We start from the raw sequence: 19126 nt of genomic DNA, 5'->3' as shown, positions 1-19126 counted from the left end.
TTGGGCCAATCAGACTGTCGCCTGATCGGCGTCTCCGCCAGAGCTCTCGCGCTGCCCGCGATTACCCGATGTCCACATAGGCCATGTCTCCGGCCTTTGAGCGCGGTACTTCATGACCGCAGGCCCTGATGTTTTACGCTGGAACTGGTCCCTTTCACGGTATCGCGCTTGACTGGCGCAAGACAACACCACGGGTTGTCCAGATCCGGCGGTCCATGTCCGCTGTGGCTTCACATCATCTCATCGTCACCGTGCCAACTGGGTTGCCCTAAGGGCGAATAGTCTAAACTGGTTGTCTATGCCGCTGACGCGGCAACTCCCTGGCGCGCAGGCTCGTAAGCCGTGCTCCTGGCCATCATCGCCCAAGCGATCCGGGCCATCTTGTTGGCCAGCGCAACGGCCACCACCTTGAACGGCTTCTTGGCCAACAGAGACCTGGTCCAGTCTGCCAGGACCGTCCTGGTCTTGCCCGACTTCATGCTGTAGAGCGCCGCGTGCGCGCCGACGACCAGCAGCTTGCGCAGGTACCGGTTGCCCATCTTGGAGATGGAGCCAAGCCTCGCCTTGCCGCCGGTTGAGTGCTGCCGGGGCACAAGACCCAGGTAGGCGGCAAACTCCCGACTGCCCTGGAACAGGCCGGCGTCTGCAACACTGGCCGAGAGACAGGAGGCCACGATTGGACCGATGCCGGGGATGGTGGCCAGCCTGAGGCTGACCGGATCACTGCGGTGGGCGGCCAGGATAGCCTTGTCGAGTTTGGCAATCTGCGCCTCGATTCCGAGCAGCATCGTCGCCAGAGGCTGGAGCGCCATCCGGGCCGTGTCCGGCAGATCCGGGTGGGTTTCGTCCTGAAGATAAGCGATCAGCTGGCGCGTGTTGCGAGCGCCCTGCGCCGCCACGATGCCCAACTCGGCGAAGTGACCGCGTAGGGCATTGATCAGGGCGGTCCGCTGCCCGATCAGAAGATCACGGGCGCCGTGCAGCATGAGGGTGCTCTGCTGCTGTGGGCTCTTGACCGGGACAAAGCGCATCGACGGCCTCGCAGATCGCAGCCGCGTCCGCGGCATCGTTCTTCTGCCGACGTAGATACGGTTTGACATAGGCGGGCGGGATCAGGCGGACCTCATGCCCGAAGGCCATAAGCGTGCGGGCCCAGTGATGAGCGGTTGCACAAGCTTCCATGCCGATCAGGCAAGGGGGCAGTGCGCTGAAGAAGCCCGGCACCTGGCTGCGGCGCAGCGCCCTGCGCAGGATGATCTTTCCATCCCTATTCACCGCGTGCAGCTGGAAGACGTTCTTTGCGATATCAAGGCCGATCGTGGCAATCTCTGGCATGGTCAGTGGCTCCGCTCCGGGTTCTTGGACATGCCCATTCTGGCACGTTAGACGCTGGTGGAGGGCGCCATCCACGACATCACGTTAACTCTCGGTCAGGGCTTCTGCCTTATGAGCTGAAGCATGAACAAGCCCGTTAGCTACCTCAGGTCATCGCCCATGCGGTGTGGCTTCTCAAGCTCGGGTGTGTTTCCTATCGCCCACGCCACCAGTTTCTAGAATTGCTTCCACTTGCGTGGAATCATCTCTTTTCTTTGGTTGCCGCATTTTTTGACGGCGGACCGGAGCCACTTTGCCGAAAAATGCTCTAGATTGAATTTAGGCGCGAGTGGCTGAGTGTCGCTAACTCATGTTTAGCCAGGCGGAATACTGGCGAATACCAGCCGCGTGATTAAATCGCCGAGCCCCATACACGGTACCATAATCGACAGCCTTCGTTGCAAGATGCCGCATACCACTCCTTATCTTGGATTCTCCTCTGTCGGATTGGTCTCAAGTCCTCGCTCGAATAGTGTCAAGAATTGTTAGAATGTCAGGGCTTCTGATCAGTTCTGTGACTAAGCACCAAAGCAGCAAGAGCCGTGCGGTTATCGACACTGAGCTTTTGATAGATGTTGTGCAGATGCATTTTCACAGTTCCTTCAGTGACACCGATCTGTAGGCCGATCTTCTTATTCGACTGTCCCTCGGCAACAAGGTGCACGATCTCGCGTTCGCGAGGTGTTAGCGGATGATTACTTTGTTCGACCGAGCAACGCCGCTTGAGTTCACGCTCGATCGCGGGTTCAACGATTTCTGCGGGTAACCAGCGGTTGCCCATCGAGACTGCCCGCATGCATGCGAGCAGTGTATCCGCCGCAGCATCCTTGAGCATCAGTCCGTAAGCACCCAATGATACGGCTTCTACGATTTGGCTGTCATGAGCGGTCGCAGTAAGAATAATGATGCGCGTATTGAGTCTGCGCTCCTCAATCGCAGTAAGCACGTCGACTCCGCTGAGGCCTGGCATTGCAATGTCCAGAATAGCCAGTTCGGGTTTTTGATCCTCAATAGTCTGAATCGCTGTTTCGCCGTCCAGACATTCGGCAACAATCTCAAACATCGGATCTGTTCGAACCAGATCTCTAAGACCGCCTAGGACCACCGGATGGTCATCGGCCAACACAACTTGAAAGGTCTTGGAGGTGGTTTTCATAACGGTATCTCGATATCAATTTTGACGCCCGAAGGAGATGTTTGCAGGTAGAGAGAGCCCCCTAATTCCTTGGCACGGGTGCAGAGTGAAAGAGGGCTGATACCGTGGACGGCCAGTTCATCATCTGAATGTAGGCCGTTGAGACCCGGAAATCCGCGTCCGTTGTCGCTGATCGTGAGTTTGAGGCGGCCAGGATCAGCCTGGACGGAAACATCGACATGAGAGGCTTTGCCGTGACGGACGGCATTGGACAAGGCCTCGGCTAGAAGGTGGCAGACATTGTACGCTATGTATTCTGAAGTTTGTAAATCAGGAGGTTCAACCCTAACGTCCACGTCGCAACCCCACTGATCGCTGAGAACCTTTAGAAGACTCCTGATCCGACCACGTAGATCTGCAGGTTCCGAAGGAGTGTTCCCGCCCGATCGTGTCGCCTCAACAAACGCCCGGATCCGCTGTTGTTCGGTGGCGAGAACTTGTCGGACTTGAGCGAGACGGTCCGCAACATCTCCGCGAGCCTGGGAGTGGCTGAGTTTTAGGTGGATGGTGGCGGCTGTCAGCCCCTGCAAAACACCATCGTGGAGATCCCGCGCCAGGCGAGATCTCTCACTCAGGGCGGCCGTCATCTCACGCTCACCGCGCACAAGATAGTGTTCCAGATCGACGCCAAGGCGAGTTGCAATCAACTCAGCGAGCAGGAGATCTTCTGGACCACTATCATCGACCATGTCGAGCAAGAAGATCCGGCCATGACAAACGGGCAGCTGAAATGGAGCCGACAGAGCGCTTTCAATCGAGAAGGTCCGCCGAAGATCCTCGTCGATCAGCTTGTCGGCGCTCACTCCCCGCGCTTTGGGTCGGCATAAGAAGCTTTTGCCGCCTACACTTTCGGCAACGATCGTACTGAATCGATCGGAGTGCTCGCGCATATATTGAACACGGTCGTTCGACCAGAGCACGACGTCGCGGAACGGCTCGTCAGGCTGTTCCCAGATGATCAGCAGCCGCGGCACACACATGATCTCGGCTGCATGTCCGAGCGCCGATGCAATTGGAACGGCAGCGTCTTGCCCGGAATCGGGCCCTGGCCAAGCGACGAGTTTGGCCAAGCGCATGCGGCGGCACTCCTGCAATACGCCGACATAAGCGAGCATGATGCCCGCCACGAGCAGATTGGCCGGGCGAAGGATGGCTTGACTCAGGCTGAGTTCGGTAAGCCTTTCTGCGAACCCGTGGCTCTCGACCTCCATAATGAGAAAAAAGATCAGCACGAGCAAAGCGGTGGTGACGACCGCGCCGCGCCAGTCCCACCGAAGTGTGGCTGACACGATGATAAATGTAAAAAAGACTAAGAACGGGCTGTCAGGGCCATGATTGAGGTATATCAGGAGGCAAATGCAAACAATGTCGATCGTATGGGCAAGGATTTGTTCCAGGGTCGTTGGAGGACCCTGCATGACGATATAAGTACTGATGATCGCAAAGGCCAGATAAGCGACGGCAACGACATATGTGAATTCTATGTTGCGGGCCGGCTGAGGCAAATCAAGAGTGACCGCCGCAAGAGCAAAGATGGCGAGTGTCAGCCGTGCAAGCACGATTACACGGACAGGCCGCACCGCTAAAACGCGCCGAAGGAGAGATTCCTCAAGCTTAATCAGAAGCCTTGTCTTCAATGCGAACCTACCGCGATGTTATGACATTTACAGCTTCACATGCCATCATACTGCGCGCATAGGGTTTACTTCCATTTATCTAAGGAGTTACTCTTATGAAATGAGGGGTAAAGTTGAGGTGTCCTCCGCGGGCACTACGGGACGGAATGGATAACCCCGTGGAGCCATCAGCCGGGATGCCAGCGAGCCCTAAGAATTGCGGGTTGCAGGACCGCCATCGGTCTGGCGGGTTCTGCAGTGCAACCTGTCGCGATCGACGCTTCAGTTTCCGGAGCCCTCAGTCCCCGTTGGCTTGGCCCGCATCCAGATCTCATAGGCAACAGCGCGCAATTCGCTTTGGAACTGGTCCAGCCAGGAGAGCAACTCGTCGACCGGCGAAGTAGATAGAGACCGGCTTGTGATCTTGTTGGGGCGATCTCGACCAATTGGCGTCTGGTGATGCGGCGTAGTTCCTCAAGAGTTCCGGGACCCATGCCGGGCATCTTTAGCCATTCCCTGTCAGAGATGCTGATCACTTTCCGAAGGGTTGGAGTGCGACCCTGAAACTCGGCTAGGATTACGTTTCGAACGCGTGCTCGGCATTGGTCAATTGGAAAGGGGGCATCAAGATCCATCTCACATTCTCGCTTTTCACGAAATGGGATCGCAATGATTGTTCTGGACTGGGGGATTTTGACCTATCCGAAAGTAGACGATTTCCTGCCCCGCACATCGCGAAGTTCAGGGCTAGTGTACACCTAACAAGTCCGCTTTCGGCGAATCTGTCGCGACTATCACGGCGGCCTGCGTCCGGTTCGACGCACCGAGTTTCCGCATAATCTGGCGCACATGCACTTTGACCGTTGCCTCCGACATGTGAAGCTCGCGCCCGATTACCTTGTTGGAAATCCCATGGCGCAGCAGCCCGAGAACCTCCTGCTGGCGCGTGGTGAGACCATGCGCCGAATTGACTTCGGCGGCGTCCGCTCCGTCGGCCCGCTGACCTGAACCGTTGAGCGTGATGTCGCCGTGCTGCAAGAAGCGCTTGAGGACGGTCGGTGGGAAGAATGAGCCGCCGCTTATGAGGAACGTGAGTACCTGAAAGACGGCTGTGGGCTCCAGGGCTGTCGGAATGAAGCCGCGGAACCCGATCTGAAAGGCGCGCAGCATTTCGTCAGGATCGTCCCGGTCCGAGATTGCCACAAGGATCGCCTCGGGCTGCTTAACCTGCATAGCTTTGATTTTCTGCATGAGATCGGGATCGCCCAACGTGCCGTTGCCGAGGCTCAGAAGGAGCATTTTGCAATTGTCCACCGTGTCATCCTCGGCAAGGTCCGATGACCTTAGCGTCAACCCACAGGATTGAGCCCACTCTGCCAGAAGGCTTGATAATCCGGCCCGCCTGAGGCTCATCACATCGAGGATCATGACGGCCTGATCTTCAGCATGCTTCAGTGTCAGGTTCATTTCGCACTCCCATGATTTTTTGGAATTTGCTTTCCCCGCAAAATTGTTCGCTTGAAACGCTCGAAATACTGCTAAACCCCACTTCGGCTAAAACGCAGCTTCTTACTGTTAAACTAGGCATTGGGGAAAAGACCATTTACCTGAAGTTATAATCATAAATTGCTACTATTGGTATGCTCACAGACACCATCCGTATTTAGTCCTGCACACGGAACGTATTCAACTAATCAAAGCTAAGGTTGATACTGCGAATTGGCATCAACTTATTGCTGCTAAGCTCTTCTCGGGACAGCGAATAATGAGCATTGTATGAGCATGTTTTCCCGTCGTCGTGAAAGCCGGGAACAGGAAAGCATTGCTATTCTTCGGGCCAAATCACCGATGCAATCAAAGGGGCATTCACCTTATACGCGGCAGTTCTCAACCTCATGATATATTCCGACCTGGAATTTTAGTCTTCTGATGAATTGCATCAATCCTGCCAAGGCTGCGATGGTTCTTCGCTCACAACGCGCCCGGGAAGGTGACGTCACGCCTTCCGCCCGTACGCGGCGAGTCGCCGGAACATTCGGCGACATCTGGGCCGGTGCGCCTGCAGCGGAGCCTCGCTATGATTGAGACGGGCCCAGATTCCAACGCGATCCGCACCGAGAGTGCCTACGATACTCTAGACCGAGCCGTTAGCGCAGCTCGACGGCTTGCGGCGGAGCAGCCTCATCGACCTCCCGAGAGGTCTGACCCCTCAGCGGCGGATGAGCTTGCCTACCTGTTGGAGGCCCAGGTTGCCGAGGAGAAACTCGACTTTGCCCTTGGCGCCTTGCGAGCTCAGGTCTGTGGCGATCGACTGGAGCCAACGAGCACGCAGGGTCCTGCTCCTTCCGTGAATTCCAAGGCTGACAGGGACGATTCAGCAACGGCATCCACCCGCCCCTCTGTTTCGACGCCCTGGCTGCAGCTCATGGGGCCGGCAGTCATCACCGCTCAGGTAGTGGCCGCCGTGGCGCTGGTGATCGTTTGGGCGCCAGGACTTCTGTCCGAGTCCCTCGCCCAGGTGCTCAGCCGAAAGGGGCGGCTGACAGTTCATTCCCTGCCGGGCGGCACGATCGTAGCCCAAGCTGATATTCCGCTGTCAAGCCAACCAGAGCGCGTGGCCATACATCCCGCAGATCCACCAGCTGGAGCGACAGAACCGATCCCAGTTACGGCCTCTTCTGAGACCTTTGCCTCGCCGGCTCCGGCGGATGTCGAACTCGATGGGCCCGCCGCACTGCCCCCCGTCCCTGTCACTGACACTATGCCAGACCTGCCCGTTGTGCCTCTTCCCGCTGAAGCTGCGACAGTCGAGGATGCGGCAGTCAGGCCAGCCGGCGGGGGCATGACCGAGGAAATTGGCATCCCGTCGCCTCTGTCGCCGGCCTCCGAACCCGTGCCTGCGCCTGAACCGGTTACACCGACACCATCCGCAGCAGACCCGCCAGTCGCCGGTGGCACGCCTGCTGTGGCGGACGGATTGCGCGCGCAGGACCTCACCGCCCCGATGGGCATAGAAGAGCAATTGGAGCCGCAGGCCCCGACGGCCGAACCCGACGTCAAGGAAGCCATCGCTGAGGAGGCCATCGCTAAGGAAGGACAGCAGGCCGCCATACATCCTCTGGATCATGGACAGGACGTCAAGTCGGCGCCCGAGGCAGGCCTTTCCTTACCGTTCGAGACCATGCCTGGCCTTCTTTTCCCGCAGGCGGCAAACACGCCCCCGCCGAGTCCCGTCGAGCGGCTGGTCGAAATGGTCGAAACGCTTGCGACCGAGCGCCAAGCCGCCCTGGAGCGGGAGCGGGAGCGCGCCGACGCGCTCGCCCGCGAGCTTGCCTTGGCGCGTGAAGAGCTCGGCGCCCTACGTCTTCGCCCACCTGCGCCCTGGATCATGGCGATCACAGTTCCGGCCCTGGCACCGGAACCTATGCAAGCCGCTACCTCAGAGGCCTCACCAGAGGAAACTGTAGGGCCAGCAATCATGGCAGCGATGCCCGACCAGCTCCCGGCACCACCTGCCGAAGACAACCGCACAGCTTCTAAGCCATTGGTGCCGCCTCCGCCACGAGCCAACTCCGCCGACGAGCAGCGCCTGCTCGACCGCGCGGAGGCGCTCCTGCGGGTTCGCGACATCAGTGGAGCCCGTCTCCTGTTGGAGCGTGCCGGAGAGCGCGGTAGCGCCCGCGGGGTTTATCTGCTTGCCCAGACCTACGATCCGACCATGCTTGCCCAGTGGCAGGTTCGGGGCATCACAGGCGACCTGGAGAAGGCCCAGATCCTTTATGCGCAGAGTCGAATGCCGCCCCTCCGGGAGGCGAATGGGATTGCCACTCCGCGCTGACCGCCTCACGGCGAATCTTTTCTGGAGTTTTGAAACCCAGACCGCTTGACGGGGCAAAGGGTCTCTGTCGAGAACGCTGACGTCGCCGATCAGGAGGATTATCCACGATCGGCTAAGAAAAAACCTCCTCTACATCGTTGGTCGGATCACTCACTGCACACGTTCTACTCGCCCGATAGATCTGCTCTCTTTGCACCCGCCTTCACTCACGGATCAGGCGATTTCAGACGGAGAAGCAGGATGGCAAAAGCAAAGATGTTCTCTAATCCTTTCGCGAAGCTGATAGGGGCATTATCATCCACAAGCACCGCAAACCAATCAGCCGAGAGCCCTGCCGGTAGCGTATCCAAACAACCGGCGCCAGCTACCAAGACCTCCGGCACGGATACTGACAGTAAGATGCAGACCATGATTGGCGGCGAAGCGACCGCGGTCGGCGAGAACACCAGCGCAAGCGGAAACATCTATACCCGAACGTTCGACAAAGGAGCGATCAAGATCAGCTTCGGCTCCGCCCAGTTCAAGGCCGGCGCGCAGGCCTCCGATGGCGACCCGACTTACGCCGCCGCCGACTCCTATGCGTCCGCCGCAGGTGCGGACCTTTTCCTGACGCGTACCAAGGTCTCGTCGCACGGTGGACAGGAGGGCGGTCAGAGCTATTCGGGCGAGACATCCCGGACCGTTTACCTCGCAATCGATATTGAGAACGTCGACCTACCGCGGGGGCCTATAGCGATCAACCAAAGGGTCGAGAAAGGCGCTCCTCGCGCCACAGGTCCGAACGACGGCAATGTGGCAACCGTCGACGTGGACGCAAAGGCTGAGGCGGGGCACACCTATCTCGGCATCGATGCCTCTGCTCTTTCGATGGAAGATAGCCTCTCCACGGTCAGCGCAACCGTCGTGACCGAAGTGGCCTGAAGGCTGATGCGTATGGGAAGGGCGCCATGGACCACCGGACGTTGTCCATGGTGCCAACGATAGGAACTACACCTTACCCCCGCCTTACGTGGAACAACTTCTCGCCCAGGTAGACGCCGTAAGTTGGATCACCCATTGCGTATATTTCAATGCTCCTCCGACGTCGGTACTTCTGAGCTCTCGGAATCGGTCGGCTAGGAGGGACCACTATGAAGGTACGCAGTTCATACAGCTCCACGACCTCCGTTTCCTCTGTCACGAATTCGACCGATTTGACGGGTGGCTCCACGATTCAGACCCAGAATGATGATACCAACATCGGTATCCAGACAGGATCTCTGGATCCGGAAAGCGGCGACGGCACGATCGCCATCTTGGGGGGTGAAGCGATCGCGGTCGGTGAGGACACGGCTGCGATCGGAACCATCGAGGGCGAGATCACCGATGTCGGTACGGCCGTCATTGCACAGGGATCCGCCAGCTTCACGGCCACCGGCCAGGCATCAGGTGGCGACCTCGCCTATGCGTCTGCAAGCACCTACGGCGAGGCCTCGCCGGCGGACACCCTTGTGACCATCACCTCAACGACTTCCGAGACCCTCCAAACCTCCGACACGTCGATATGGACAGAGACTTCAACGACCAACCTTCTGGCGGTCGATCTGGATCTGTCGAACACCTCCGGCGGCGCGGAAGCAGCTGACAGCTCAGACGACAGCGGTTCGGATCAGCAATCCGGCTCCCTTGACACAGACGAGCCGACCCCGTCGGATGAACGTACTTCGGACGGTCTGGACGGCAATCTTGCCATCATTGAGATTGATGCGACGGCATACGCCGACGACACCCTCGTCCTTGTTGATGCCTCCGCACTTGCCATCGAGGACGAGCTATCCGTGATCGGCGGCTATGTCTGGTTCGGCGTCGGTTAAGGCCCGCTAGGCATCAAGGTCAATCCTCCACCCATCCGAGACTCAGGGTGAAAGACATGCAGATTGATGTCATCAGCGACATGGAGACGCTTTCATCGCTCCAGGATAAGTGGGACGGCGTGTACGAGGCCGATCCGGAAGCACAATTCTTCCTGTCCTCCGTCTGGCTCTTTAAACGCCTTGAACGCCTCGATTCGCCATGGTTCGTGCTGGCGGCAAAGCCCAACGACGATGCCGCGACCTATGTCGCTTTCTTTCCTCTCCGCCTAAGACTCAAGATGAGGAACAATGGCGAATTCTACAATGAGATCACAATGGCTGGGACACCGGCCGCTGATTACACTGGTTTTATCTGCATGCCCAATTGTCAGCATGATGCAATCAGAGCCTTTGCCAACCACCTCAGGACGCTGCATTGGGCTGACCTCACCCTCACGAATGTTCTCACTTCCGACCACCGCCTGCATTCCTTTTTGAGTTGCTTTCCGAAAGATGCCTTCCGAATGGGTATCGCTCCACAGGTGAATATCGATGGCGTCGACAACTGTGTTTGCCCGCGCGTGAAGCTGCCCAGCGACTGGGAGAGCTATCTCGGCAATGCATTGCGCCCGAACACGCGACAGAAAGTTCGACGTTTCCTGAAGCAGGTAGAAACGTCAGACGAGTTCCGTATCACACATACCACCGCGGGAACCGTCGAGCATGACATAGAGACGCTACTCCGCCTGTGGGAAGCCAGGTGGGGAGCGCGCAAGGGCGATCGGATGGAAAGCATCCGGAAGGTGGCGCGCGTCATGCTGATGGATTGCTTTGACAACGGGTCACTGTTTTTGCCTGTTCTGTGGAAAAGCGGAGCGCCGATTGGTGCACTGGCCAGCCTTATCGACACGCAAAACAGGTCCCTTTTGTTCTACATGGGCGGTCGGCTGGAAGGACTCAACAATCCTTCACCCGGCCTCGTCCTCCATGCGTACAGCATTCGAACGGCCATTGCCGCTGGTTTTACGACCTATGATTTCCTGAGAGGCAACGAAGCTTACAAGTACTCGTTCGGGGCCGAGGAGCGCCACGTCAAGTGCATCGTCGTGCGGACTCGGACTGGGAAAAACCTTGGGAACAGATTAGACAGAAGGAGCTTGTCTCTGCTGCTCAAGCAGACGATCGCACTCCATCGGGACGGGCGGCTTGCTGAAGCCGAGGTTGGTTACCGGCAGGCTCTCAGCATGCAACCCGACTGTACGGTGGCACTCTACCGCTTTGGACAGATGGTAGCGGCAAGAGGCAGTCACCACGAAGCAGAGAGGCTGTTTAGGGCCGTTATCGCCGCCGAACCATCCGCATGCAAGGCATGGTTCATGCTGGCGCAATCGCTTCAGGCACAAGCCCGACTGGCCGAGGCGGCGGCCGCGTACGAAGAGATCGTGAGGCGGCAGCCAACATTTCCCAATGCCTACTATAATCTCGGCGTCGCCCAGCTGAAGCTTGGACGGCGCTGGGACGCGGTTGCCTCGTTCGAGTCCGCACTGGGCCTGCAGCCGAATGATATCAAAGCAAAGATTGGTCTTGCACAAGCCGCCGGCGCAGGATTTTCCGGGCGCGATGCCATTCACCTTCCGCTCAGCTGAGCGACGCTCTTGGTAGGATTTCAATAAACTCAAACTTTTCTGGCAATACCAAGCCGTTGGCCCTGCATATGGCTGGCCAACGGCACTATTACTCCTTGATGACATGAGTTTTTATGACGGCCATTCGCTCAACACCACCAAGGACCAAGTGATCGCCATGAAAAGGATTGAGCCTGAGCGGATCTAGGTCAACCGCGGCTTTCGCGACCATCACTACGCGAACACGAGCAGGTCTTCATCGCGGGCGGGCACCGTGGCCTTACACCGATGACCCAGTGCGAGTTGAAACGACGATCCGCCATTCAGCCGATGATCGGCCACATGAAGGAGGATGGGCGCCTTGGACGCAACCATCTGCAGATACCAACTGGCGATGCCATGAATGCGCTGCTCGTGGCGGCCGGACACAATCTGCGGCTGATCCTGAACTAGCTCGGGTTTTAGTGGCCTGGTGCATCGCAGCTCTCATGAGCTCATCCACGCAAGCGGATGCTTCTCACGCAATCTCCCCTCCAACCGGCGCTTGATTAAGCCGCATTGTTCAGGGCTGACTACTTGAGTGTTATTGCAATCATTCGTCGAACGTAAGGTGATCTCATACTATCGATATAAGTAGTGAGTTTCCGTGTCCACTCCTCAATGTCTCTAACGTTTGATCAGTCTTTTGCTTCTTTGACGATGAACTGGTGCTTTTCCTACACTGCATATGTCGGCAGAGTCGCCGACTTCGCAACGGGAGACAGAAAATGTCTTGGGATTACCAGGAAGTAAACTTCGACAAGGAAATCGACATCGAGGTCGAGGCTGAGATCGAACTCGAGTGGGATATTGAGTTCAAGAAGGACGTGGACGTCGACATCAAGGTCGACTCTGATGTCGATCTCAACGACAACCTGACCCAGGTGAACATCGACGCCGAAGCCTTTGGTGACAACTCCCTCGTGGAGATCGATATGGCGGTTCTGACGACAGATTATCTGTCGCATGCCTCCGTTTCGGTCATTGCTGCCGTCGACTAATCGTAAGCGTTCGCGGCGGCGGTCGTCCTGAGACGACCGCCGCCTGCTTTTCTTTGTCCGCGAAAGGATCCGGTGCATTGATCCGGCTCTCGTGCTCTCGCACTAGCATGGGATCAAACACTAATCCGCAAGGGTGAATGGCCCGACGCGTCGTGGCACTCGTGTGATAAGTCCGACTACGTCTAAGGGTGGTAACCGTGTGCGTCGTTGTATTGGCAAGTATAGGCTCTACTATCCCAGCAAAACGACCACGTACATTGTGTAAACGCAACCATTTCACGGGGAGTGTGTCATGCCGAAAGTCAGGCTTACAGGATCAAACGACTTTTCCAAGATTTCGACAGCGGGCAGCCACCAGGTCTATGGCCTCGGAGGAGCCGATATCATCCAAGTGAGCATCGCCCGAGGCTCGACTTCTCCCGACAGTGGCGACTACTTGGACGGCGGCGACGGCAACGACACGATCACAGGCGCGGGCACGAGTGATACCCTTGCGGGAGGAGCCGGCACTGACATTCTAAGGGCTAATGACGGAAACGATCTCATCTATGGCGACGCCACGGATGCCAATGAGGATGGTGTCGTGGATCCGGCCACCATTGACGGACAGGTTGGCGGCAATGACATCCTCGACGGCGGTAACGGCAACGACACACTCTACGGCGGCGGCGGCAACGACAGCCTCCTTGGTGGCTATGGGACAGACAGTCTTATCGGCGGCTACGGGGACGACATGCTTGTCGGTGCGGGCGACAACGACACGCTCCAAGGTGGCGCCGGCAACGACACGCTCGACGGCGGCCTCGGCAATGACGACTTAGACGGCGGGGAAGGCGACGATCAACTGCTGTCGAGTAGCGGGGACGATATCCTTCGTGGGGGACTTGGGGGCGACACTCTCCTGGCGGGAGGCGGCAACGATCAGCTTTTCGGCGGGGATGGCGATGACGAGCTTCTTGGCGGTGATAACGACGACCGGCTGGTCGGCGAGGCGGGGGCGGATACTCTGAACGGAAGTTTCGGCAACGACCAGCTCATCGGTGGTGATGGCAACGATGAGCTGGTCGGGGGCGAGGACAATGACCAGCTGATCGGCGGGGCGGGGGCAGATGTTCTGAACGGGAGTATCGGATTTGACACTGCCGACTACTCGGGGTCGTCACAGGCTATCACGATCCAGCTAAGTGCCGAAACCACCAGCCCGGGCACGGGCACCGGAGGGGAGGCCGAGGGAGACAGGCTTTCCGGAATCGAAAAGGTCATCGGCTCATCGTCGAACGATGTCTTGCTCGGCAGCACGGCCGCTGATGTGCTCGACGGGTTCAGCGGCAGCGACCGGCTTGTCGGGGGCGGCGGTGCTGACTTTCTGATCGGGAACGGTGGCGTCGACACTGCCGACTATTCGGCTTCAGGGGCCGCAGTCTCAGTGACGCTCAACGCCGATCCGGCCGGGTTCGGAACGGGTAGTGGCGGTGATGCCGAAGGAGATCAGCTCAACACAATCGAACGTGTCATCGGATCGGGTTTCAATGATACGTTAACAGGCAGTTCAGGTAATGATGCGTTCATGGGAGGCGCCGGCGCGGATGTTCTGACTGGGGGCGACGGCGTCGATGGAGCCGAGTACTCGACCTCGTCGGCCGGGGTCACGATCGACCTTCAGGCCGGAACAGGCCTCGGCGGCGATGCTGCAGGCGATCAGCTTAGCACGATTGAGAACCTGATTGGATCGGCGTTCAACGATCTGCTGATCGGCAGCGGCGCGAACAATCGCCTCGAAGGTGGGAGTGGCAATGACACCCTTCGCGGTGGGGCCGGGGCAGACGTTCTGATCGGCGGAGACGGCACGGGCGATACGGCCGACTATTCAGCATCCTCGGCCGGAATCCAGGTTACCTTGACGGCAATCCCGACTGGGGCGACCACAGGTATCGGAGGGGATGCCGCTGGGGATCTTCTGAACGGCATCGAAGACCTGATTGGCTCGGCCTTCACCGACGATCTGAGGGGCAGCAGCGTCAGCAATCGCGTCGTCAGCGGCAATGGCGACGACATCCTCCGGGGCGGCAGCGGGGCCGATCTGCTGATCTCGAACGGGACCGGGTCAAAGACCTTGATTGGTGACGGTATCGCTGATGGCGGAACCGCCGGATTGGACACCTACAGGACCCTCGCCGGAACGTCGTTCATCACTCAATATCAGACCGGCGAGGACATCCAGGTCGGTGGCACGTTCACCGCAAGCCTGGCTCAGATCAATTCGGCCGGCACTCTCGCGCTCAAGCTGACAGGAGCGGGAGGAGCGTACACCACCTACGTGGTCGTAGGATCGACAGCCAGTATTCCAGCCGCACAGGCGGCGGCCTCTGCCATCCTCAACAGCGGCGACATCTCGATCGTTGATCCGACTTCGATCGCCTGACCACGAACAGCGATGGCATGTGCGAATGGCGGACAATGTGCTCGCACATGCCATAGCAGCGAACGGGGAGCTGATCCCTTTTGGCGCAACACGCGCAAGGCGCGGCTCTTAATTTCATCCACTGCAGACGGGAACCGAGGTTGTCGGCGGTCCCGCCACAGGTCTGCAGAAACAAGGGGGGACATCAGCATGGCGCTGCAGGCCAGCATCACTCAGTCGTCGAACCGGGACACGGAACTTAGTCAAGCCTTGTCGGCCTGCCGCTCGGCATTCTGGATCATGGCCCTGTTCAGTCTCGTCATCAACCTCTTGCTGCTGACGCAACCCGTCTACATGCTCCAGGTCTATGACCGCGTTCTGACGACCGGTCATCTTGAGACCTTGATAACCCTTACAGGCCTTGCTGCGATAGCCCTTCTCCTTCTCGGCGCCCTGGATTCTCTCCGCTCTGCGGTCACAGCCAGGATCGGCTGCTGGCTGTATGACCGTCTGGGGCCGGTGTATCTCGCAAATGGCGTCAATGCCCGTCTCCTCGGAGACAATGCCGGTGCCCAGCCGTTAAGAGACCTGAGTCAAATTCAGAATTTCATCGCAACCCAGGGCTTGACGGTGTTCTTTGATGCGCCCTGGGTTCCTGTCTTTGTGATCCTGATCTGGATGCTGCATCCCATCCTTGGGATTTTGGCTCTTTGCTCGGCCATCGTTCTCTTGGGTTTGACAATCGCCAACGATCTCCTGACCCGGAAACCTAACCTCACGGCCAATCTCGCGCAGATCTCAGCAACCCAGCAGGCAGAAGCGGCCATCCGCAATGCCGAAGTCGTCTGCGCCATGGGCATGCTTCCTGCGGTCCTCGAGCGGTGGAAGTCCACCAATGCCACGGCTCAGACGGCCATCCGGGCATCAGCCGAGATGGGTGGCATTCTGGCTGGTCTGACAAAGTTCGTGCGTTTCCTAGTACAGATCGCCGCCCTCGGATTAGGTGCGTGGCTCGTCTTAAGGGGTGAGCTATCGCCGGGTGCGATGATCGCCGGTTCGATCCTCCTCGGCCGCGCCCTTGCGCCAGTCGAGCTGGCGATGTCTGTCTGGCGCGGCTTTTCCTCCGCTCGAATTGCTTACGGGCGGCTCAAGCTGCGACTGCAGAACAGTCCGGTGCAGATCACCCGGACACGCCTCCCTGCGCCAACGGGCCGGCTGGACGTCGAGAACGTGACCTACCTGCTGCCACAAGATCGGCGGCCCGTATTGCGCAACGTTTCCTTCGCGGTCGAGCCTGGCGAGGCGGTTGCCGTCGTCGGCCCTTCAGCCGGAGGGAAGAGCACCCTTTGCCGCTTGCTCGTTGGCACCGCGATGCCTTCCTCTGGGCAGATCCGGATCGATGGGTCGCAGATTGATCACTGGGACCAGGGCCAGCTTGGCCAGTTCATCGGATATTTGCCTCAGGACGTCGAGCTCTTCGCCGGCTCCATCCGCGAGAACATCGCCCGGCTCGGGCAGGCTAACGATCAGGCCGTGGTCGAGGCTGCGATGGTGGCGCACGCGCATGAGCTGATCCAGCACCTACCGCAAGGATACGAAACGCAGATCGGGGACGGCGGAGCGGGGCTTTCAGGGGGGCAACGCCAGCGGGTGGGGTTGGCGCGAGCCGTCTATGGCAATCCGCGGCTGATTGTCCTTGATGAGCCCAACGCCAATCTTGATCAAGCCGGAGAGTCGGCCTTGGCCGCAACCCTTCACGAGTTAAAGCAGCAGGGTACAGCCCTGGTCATCGTCGGACATCGGCCTTCAACGCTCGCCCAGGCCGACAAGATCCTCCTGCTCAAGGATGGGCGTGTCGAGCTCTTTGGTCCCCGTGAACAGGTCTTGCAAACGCTCCGCGGACTTGCCGCAACAGGTGGCAAGCCGGGAACGGTGCCGATGCACAAACCCCCTAGTGCCGGGCTTGAGGAAATCGACGCTTCGACGGAGGCTTCCTTGGCAGGACCTGCTTCCAACATGGCCACCAGCTCCGACGCTTCAGAACACAACAGGTGTGCACAATGAGCCCAGTCCATGCATTGAGAGTCATTGAAGGTGGTCGAAGTCGGCTCCTGACGGAAGCCGATGATCGAGCAGTTCTCCGGCATGGGCTCCGTGGCCCGTCGCGGGCGGGGCTTGTCCTGACCGCTGCCTTTCTGCTCGGGTTTGGCGTATGGGGATCCGTCGTGCCAATCGCCAGCGGCGCTTCCGCCCCTGCGATCATCAGTCCGGATGGAAGCCGCAAGACAATCCAGCATCTGGAGGGTGGCATGATCAACGCGCTGCCCGTCCGTGACGGCGATACCGTCAGCGTCGGGCAGCCCCTGGTCATTTTGTCCAATGTTCAGCCACGTGCGACATACGAGACACTGCTGGAACAGTACCGGACCTTACTCGTGACCCGCACACGCCTACTCGCGGAACGGTTGGGACAGGATGAGATCGAAGTTCCAGCTGAACTACGCGACTCGATGAACGATCCCGGGCTCCACAAAGTGCTCGAAGGTCAGCGTCAACTGCTCACTACCAGACATTCCATGCATCGGTCGCGGATACTGGTCCTTCGACAACGTATCGAGCAGTATCAGGAACAGATCAGAGGCCTGCAGGCTCAGGTACAGAGCGCTACGCGTCAGTTCGAATTGCTCAACGAAGAGGTCGAGGGCAAGGAGCAGCTTCAGCGCAAAGGCATTCTTCCAAAGCCTGAACTGCTTCGTTTGCAGCGTATGCAGGCCGAGATCTTGGGGCGAAAGGGCGAGTATATCGGGAACATTGCTCGCGTCAGACAGCAGATTGGGGAAACAGAGCTTCAGATTACGGCGTTCGATGCAGAGCGCATGGATCAAATCACAAACCAACTCGACCAGGTTCGCGTTGAACTAGCAACAACCAGCGAACGCCTCTTTGCCAGCAAGGATATCCTGAACAGGACCACCATCAGATCACCTATTGCGGGAAAGGTCGTAAACCTTCGGTTCAAGACGGACGGCGGGGTCGTCCAGAAAGGCGAGCCTATCATGGATATTGTCCCCTCTGACGATCTGCTACTGATCGATGCGCGTATTTCGCCCAACGATATCGATGTGGTTCACACTGGTCTTCCAGCACAGGTACATTTACTTGCCTATGCGAATCGGACTGCGCCTCGGATCTCAGGCGTGGTTAAGTCTGTATCTCCTGACCGGCTTGTCGACGAGATTACACACCAATCCTATTACCTCGCCCGTGTTGAAGTTGATCGTGAGGAAATAAGGCGAAATGATCCAACCATTGAATTGGTGCCTGGGATGCCAGCGGAGGTCTTGATTGTCACCGGCGAGCAAACCCTAGTTGAGTACTTGATCAAACCTTTCACTGACGCTCTGAGGCGTAGCCTGCGCGAGGGTTGACAGCAGTAGCAAACCCCGATCTGGCACTGTCACGTTATCGAGCTTGATACCCTGGCAATACCGCGGGTTTGCCGATTCCGTTGCAAACCCTGATAGAGATTAAGCGAAGGCCAGACAGGGCCTCAGTTTAGGCAGCAGCGCTGAAGAAAGGGCGCCGTCAAGTTGTTGGAGAGGGATACACCAATCCTGGTTCGGGGCCGGATCAGGCGTGAGCGTGGCGTGATGGCCACGGGCTGGGACCGGATTGTGTCCACTAGTGACCAAGTGGACACTAAGTCCGTCGTGTCCAATTCTATGGAAGCAGTTCGTCGACCCTGTTGGCCGGATGATCGGCAATGCGCTCGATGACATCGGCAAGATAGGCTTGCGGGTTGATACCGTTCATTTTGCAGGTTTCGACGATGGTGTAGATGACCGCTACGCGATCGCCACCTGCATCGGAACCGCTGAAAAGATACATTCTTCCGGCCCAGGGCCAAAGGTCTGATTGCCCGCTCAGCGGCATTGTTGCTCATCTCAAGGCGCCCGTCAGTGGCGTAAACCGTAAGCGCCCTCCAGCGGGAGGTCATATAACGGATTGCCTCGGCCGATTCGCTTTTGCCGCTGATGCGCGCGCGGGATGATCCTGCTCGGTACAGCAGCCGCCGAGAGCATGAGGAGTTGTGGGGGTTCCGTCGCAAACCGTTCAGTAACTCAGTTTGGCGTATGCCTCCGGCAAAACTCCGGAGGTTCAGATGTTCAAAGGCCGCCACTTCGATCGCTCAGTGATCCTGCTGT

12 protein-coding genes and 2 pseudogenes are annotated in these 19126 nt (G+C 58.4%); 9 read left to right on the top strand and 5 right to left on the bottom strand.

Features of this window, described 5'->3' with window-relative positions:
- Positions 1 to 296: 296 nt before the first annotated feature.
- The 4 genes and pseudogenes from AC0QTX_RS25600 to AC0QTX_RS25585 all read right to left on the bottom strand — a co-directional run bounded on the left by AC0QTX_RS25600 (position 297) and on the right by AC0QTX_RS25585 (position 5454).
- Positions 297 to 1335, bottom strand: a pseudogene (locus AC0QTX_RS25600) (IS110 family RNA-guided transposase).
- A gap of 532 nt (positions 1336 to 1867) precedes the next feature.
- Positions 1868 to 2530 (bottom strand): response regulator, encoded by a 663-nt coding sequence (locus AC0QTX_RS25595; RefSeq protein ID WP_474606623.1) that lies wholly within the window; start codon positions 2528 to 2530, stop codon positions 1868 to 1870.
- Positions 2527 to 4128, bottom strand: a complete 1602-nt coding sequence (locus AC0QTX_RS25590) for a sensor histidine kinase (RefSeq protein WP_474606622.1) — start codon at positions 4126 to 4128, stop codon at positions 2527 to 2529. Before AC0QTX_RS25590 ends, AC0QTX_RS25595 begins: the two co-directional genes overlap by 4 nt.
- An 804-nt stretch (positions 4129 to 4932) precedes the next feature.
- A complete protein-coding gene (locus AC0QTX_RS25585) occupies positions 4933 to 5454 on the bottom strand; it encodes a response regulator transcription factor (protein WP_474606621.1) in 522 nt (173 codons plus the stop codon).
- 808 nt (positions 5455 to 6262) lie between these two features.
- On the opposite strand from AC0QTX_RS25585, the gene AC0QTX_RS25580 reads away from it, so the two are divergent.
- The 9 genes from AC0QTX_RS25580 to AC0QTX_RS25540 all read left to right on the top strand — a co-directional run bounded on the left by AC0QTX_RS25580 (position 6263) and on the right by AC0QTX_RS25540 (position 18349).
- Positions 6263 to 8023, top strand: coding sequence for a hypothetical protein (locus AC0QTX_RS25580; protein ID WP_474606620.1), 1761 nt, complete (start codon positions 6263 to 6265; stop codon positions 8021 to 8023).
- A gap of 399 nt (positions 8024 to 8422) precedes the next feature.
- Positions 8423 to 8944: a hypothetical protein gene (locus tag AC0QTX_RS25575; RefSeq protein WP_474606619.1), complete on the top strand. Its 522-nt coding sequence runs from the start codon at positions 8423 to 8425 to the stop codon at positions 8942 to 8944.
- Between the two features lie 209 nt (positions 8945 to 9153).
- Positions 9154 to 9876: a hypothetical protein gene (locus AC0QTX_RS25570; RefSeq protein ID WP_474606618.1), complete on the top strand. Its 723-nt coding sequence runs from the start codon at positions 9154 to 9156 to the stop codon at positions 9874 to 9876.
- Between the two features lie 56 nt (positions 9877 to 9932).
- A complete protein-coding gene (locus AC0QTX_RS25565) occupies positions 9933 to 11501 on the top strand; it encodes a GNAT family N-acetyltransferase (RefSeq protein WP_474606617.1) in 1569 nt (522 codons plus the stop codon).
- A gap of 282 nt (positions 11502 to 11783) precedes the next feature.
- Entirely contained in the window at positions 11784 to 11933 is a 150-nt protein-coding gene (locus AC0QTX_RS25560; protein ID WP_474606616.1) for a hypothetical protein, read from the top strand.
- A 314-nt stretch (positions 11934 to 12247) separates the two neighbouring features.
- A complete protein-coding gene (locus AC0QTX_RS25555) occupies positions 12248 to 12520 on the top strand; it encodes a hypothetical protein (RefSeq protein WP_474606615.1) in 273 nt (90 codons plus the stop codon).
- A 292-nt stretch (positions 12521 to 12812) separates the two neighbouring features.
- Positions 12813 to 14942 (top strand): calcium-binding protein, encoded by a 2130-nt coding sequence (locus tag AC0QTX_RS25550; protein WP_474606614.1) that lies wholly within the window; start codon positions 12813 to 12815, stop codon positions 14940 to 14942.
- Between the two features lie 189 nt (positions 14943 to 15131).
- On the top strand, positions 15132 to 16985 hold the full coding sequence (locus AC0QTX_RS25545; protein WP_474606613.1) for a type I secretion system permease/ATPase: 1854 nt from the start codon (positions 15132 to 15134) through the stop codon (positions 16983 to 16985).
- Positions 16982 to 18349 carry an HlyD family type I secretion periplasmic adaptor subunit gene (locus AC0QTX_RS25540; RefSeq protein WP_474606612.1) on the top strand — a complete coding sequence of 456 codons (1368 nt, stop codon included), beginning with the start codon at positions 16982 to 16984 and terminating at the stop codon, positions 18347 to 18349. The genes AC0QTX_RS25545 and AC0QTX_RS25540 overlap by 4 nt, the downstream gene beginning before the upstream one ends.
- 292 nt (positions 18350 to 18641) lie before the next feature.
- On the opposite strand, the pseudogene AC0QTX_RS25535 reads toward AC0QTX_RS25540, so the two are convergent.
- Positions 18642 to 18963, bottom strand: a pseudogene (locus tag AC0QTX_RS25535) (IS66 family transposase); the annotation flags it as partial.
- Between the last annotated feature and the right edge of the window lie 163 nt (positions 18964 to 19126).

Source organism: Microvirga sp. jy35 (assembly GCF_056148915.1).
The sequence above is the reverse complement of the archived record's forward strand: the minus strand, read 5'-3'. Positions and strand labels throughout refer to the sequence as shown.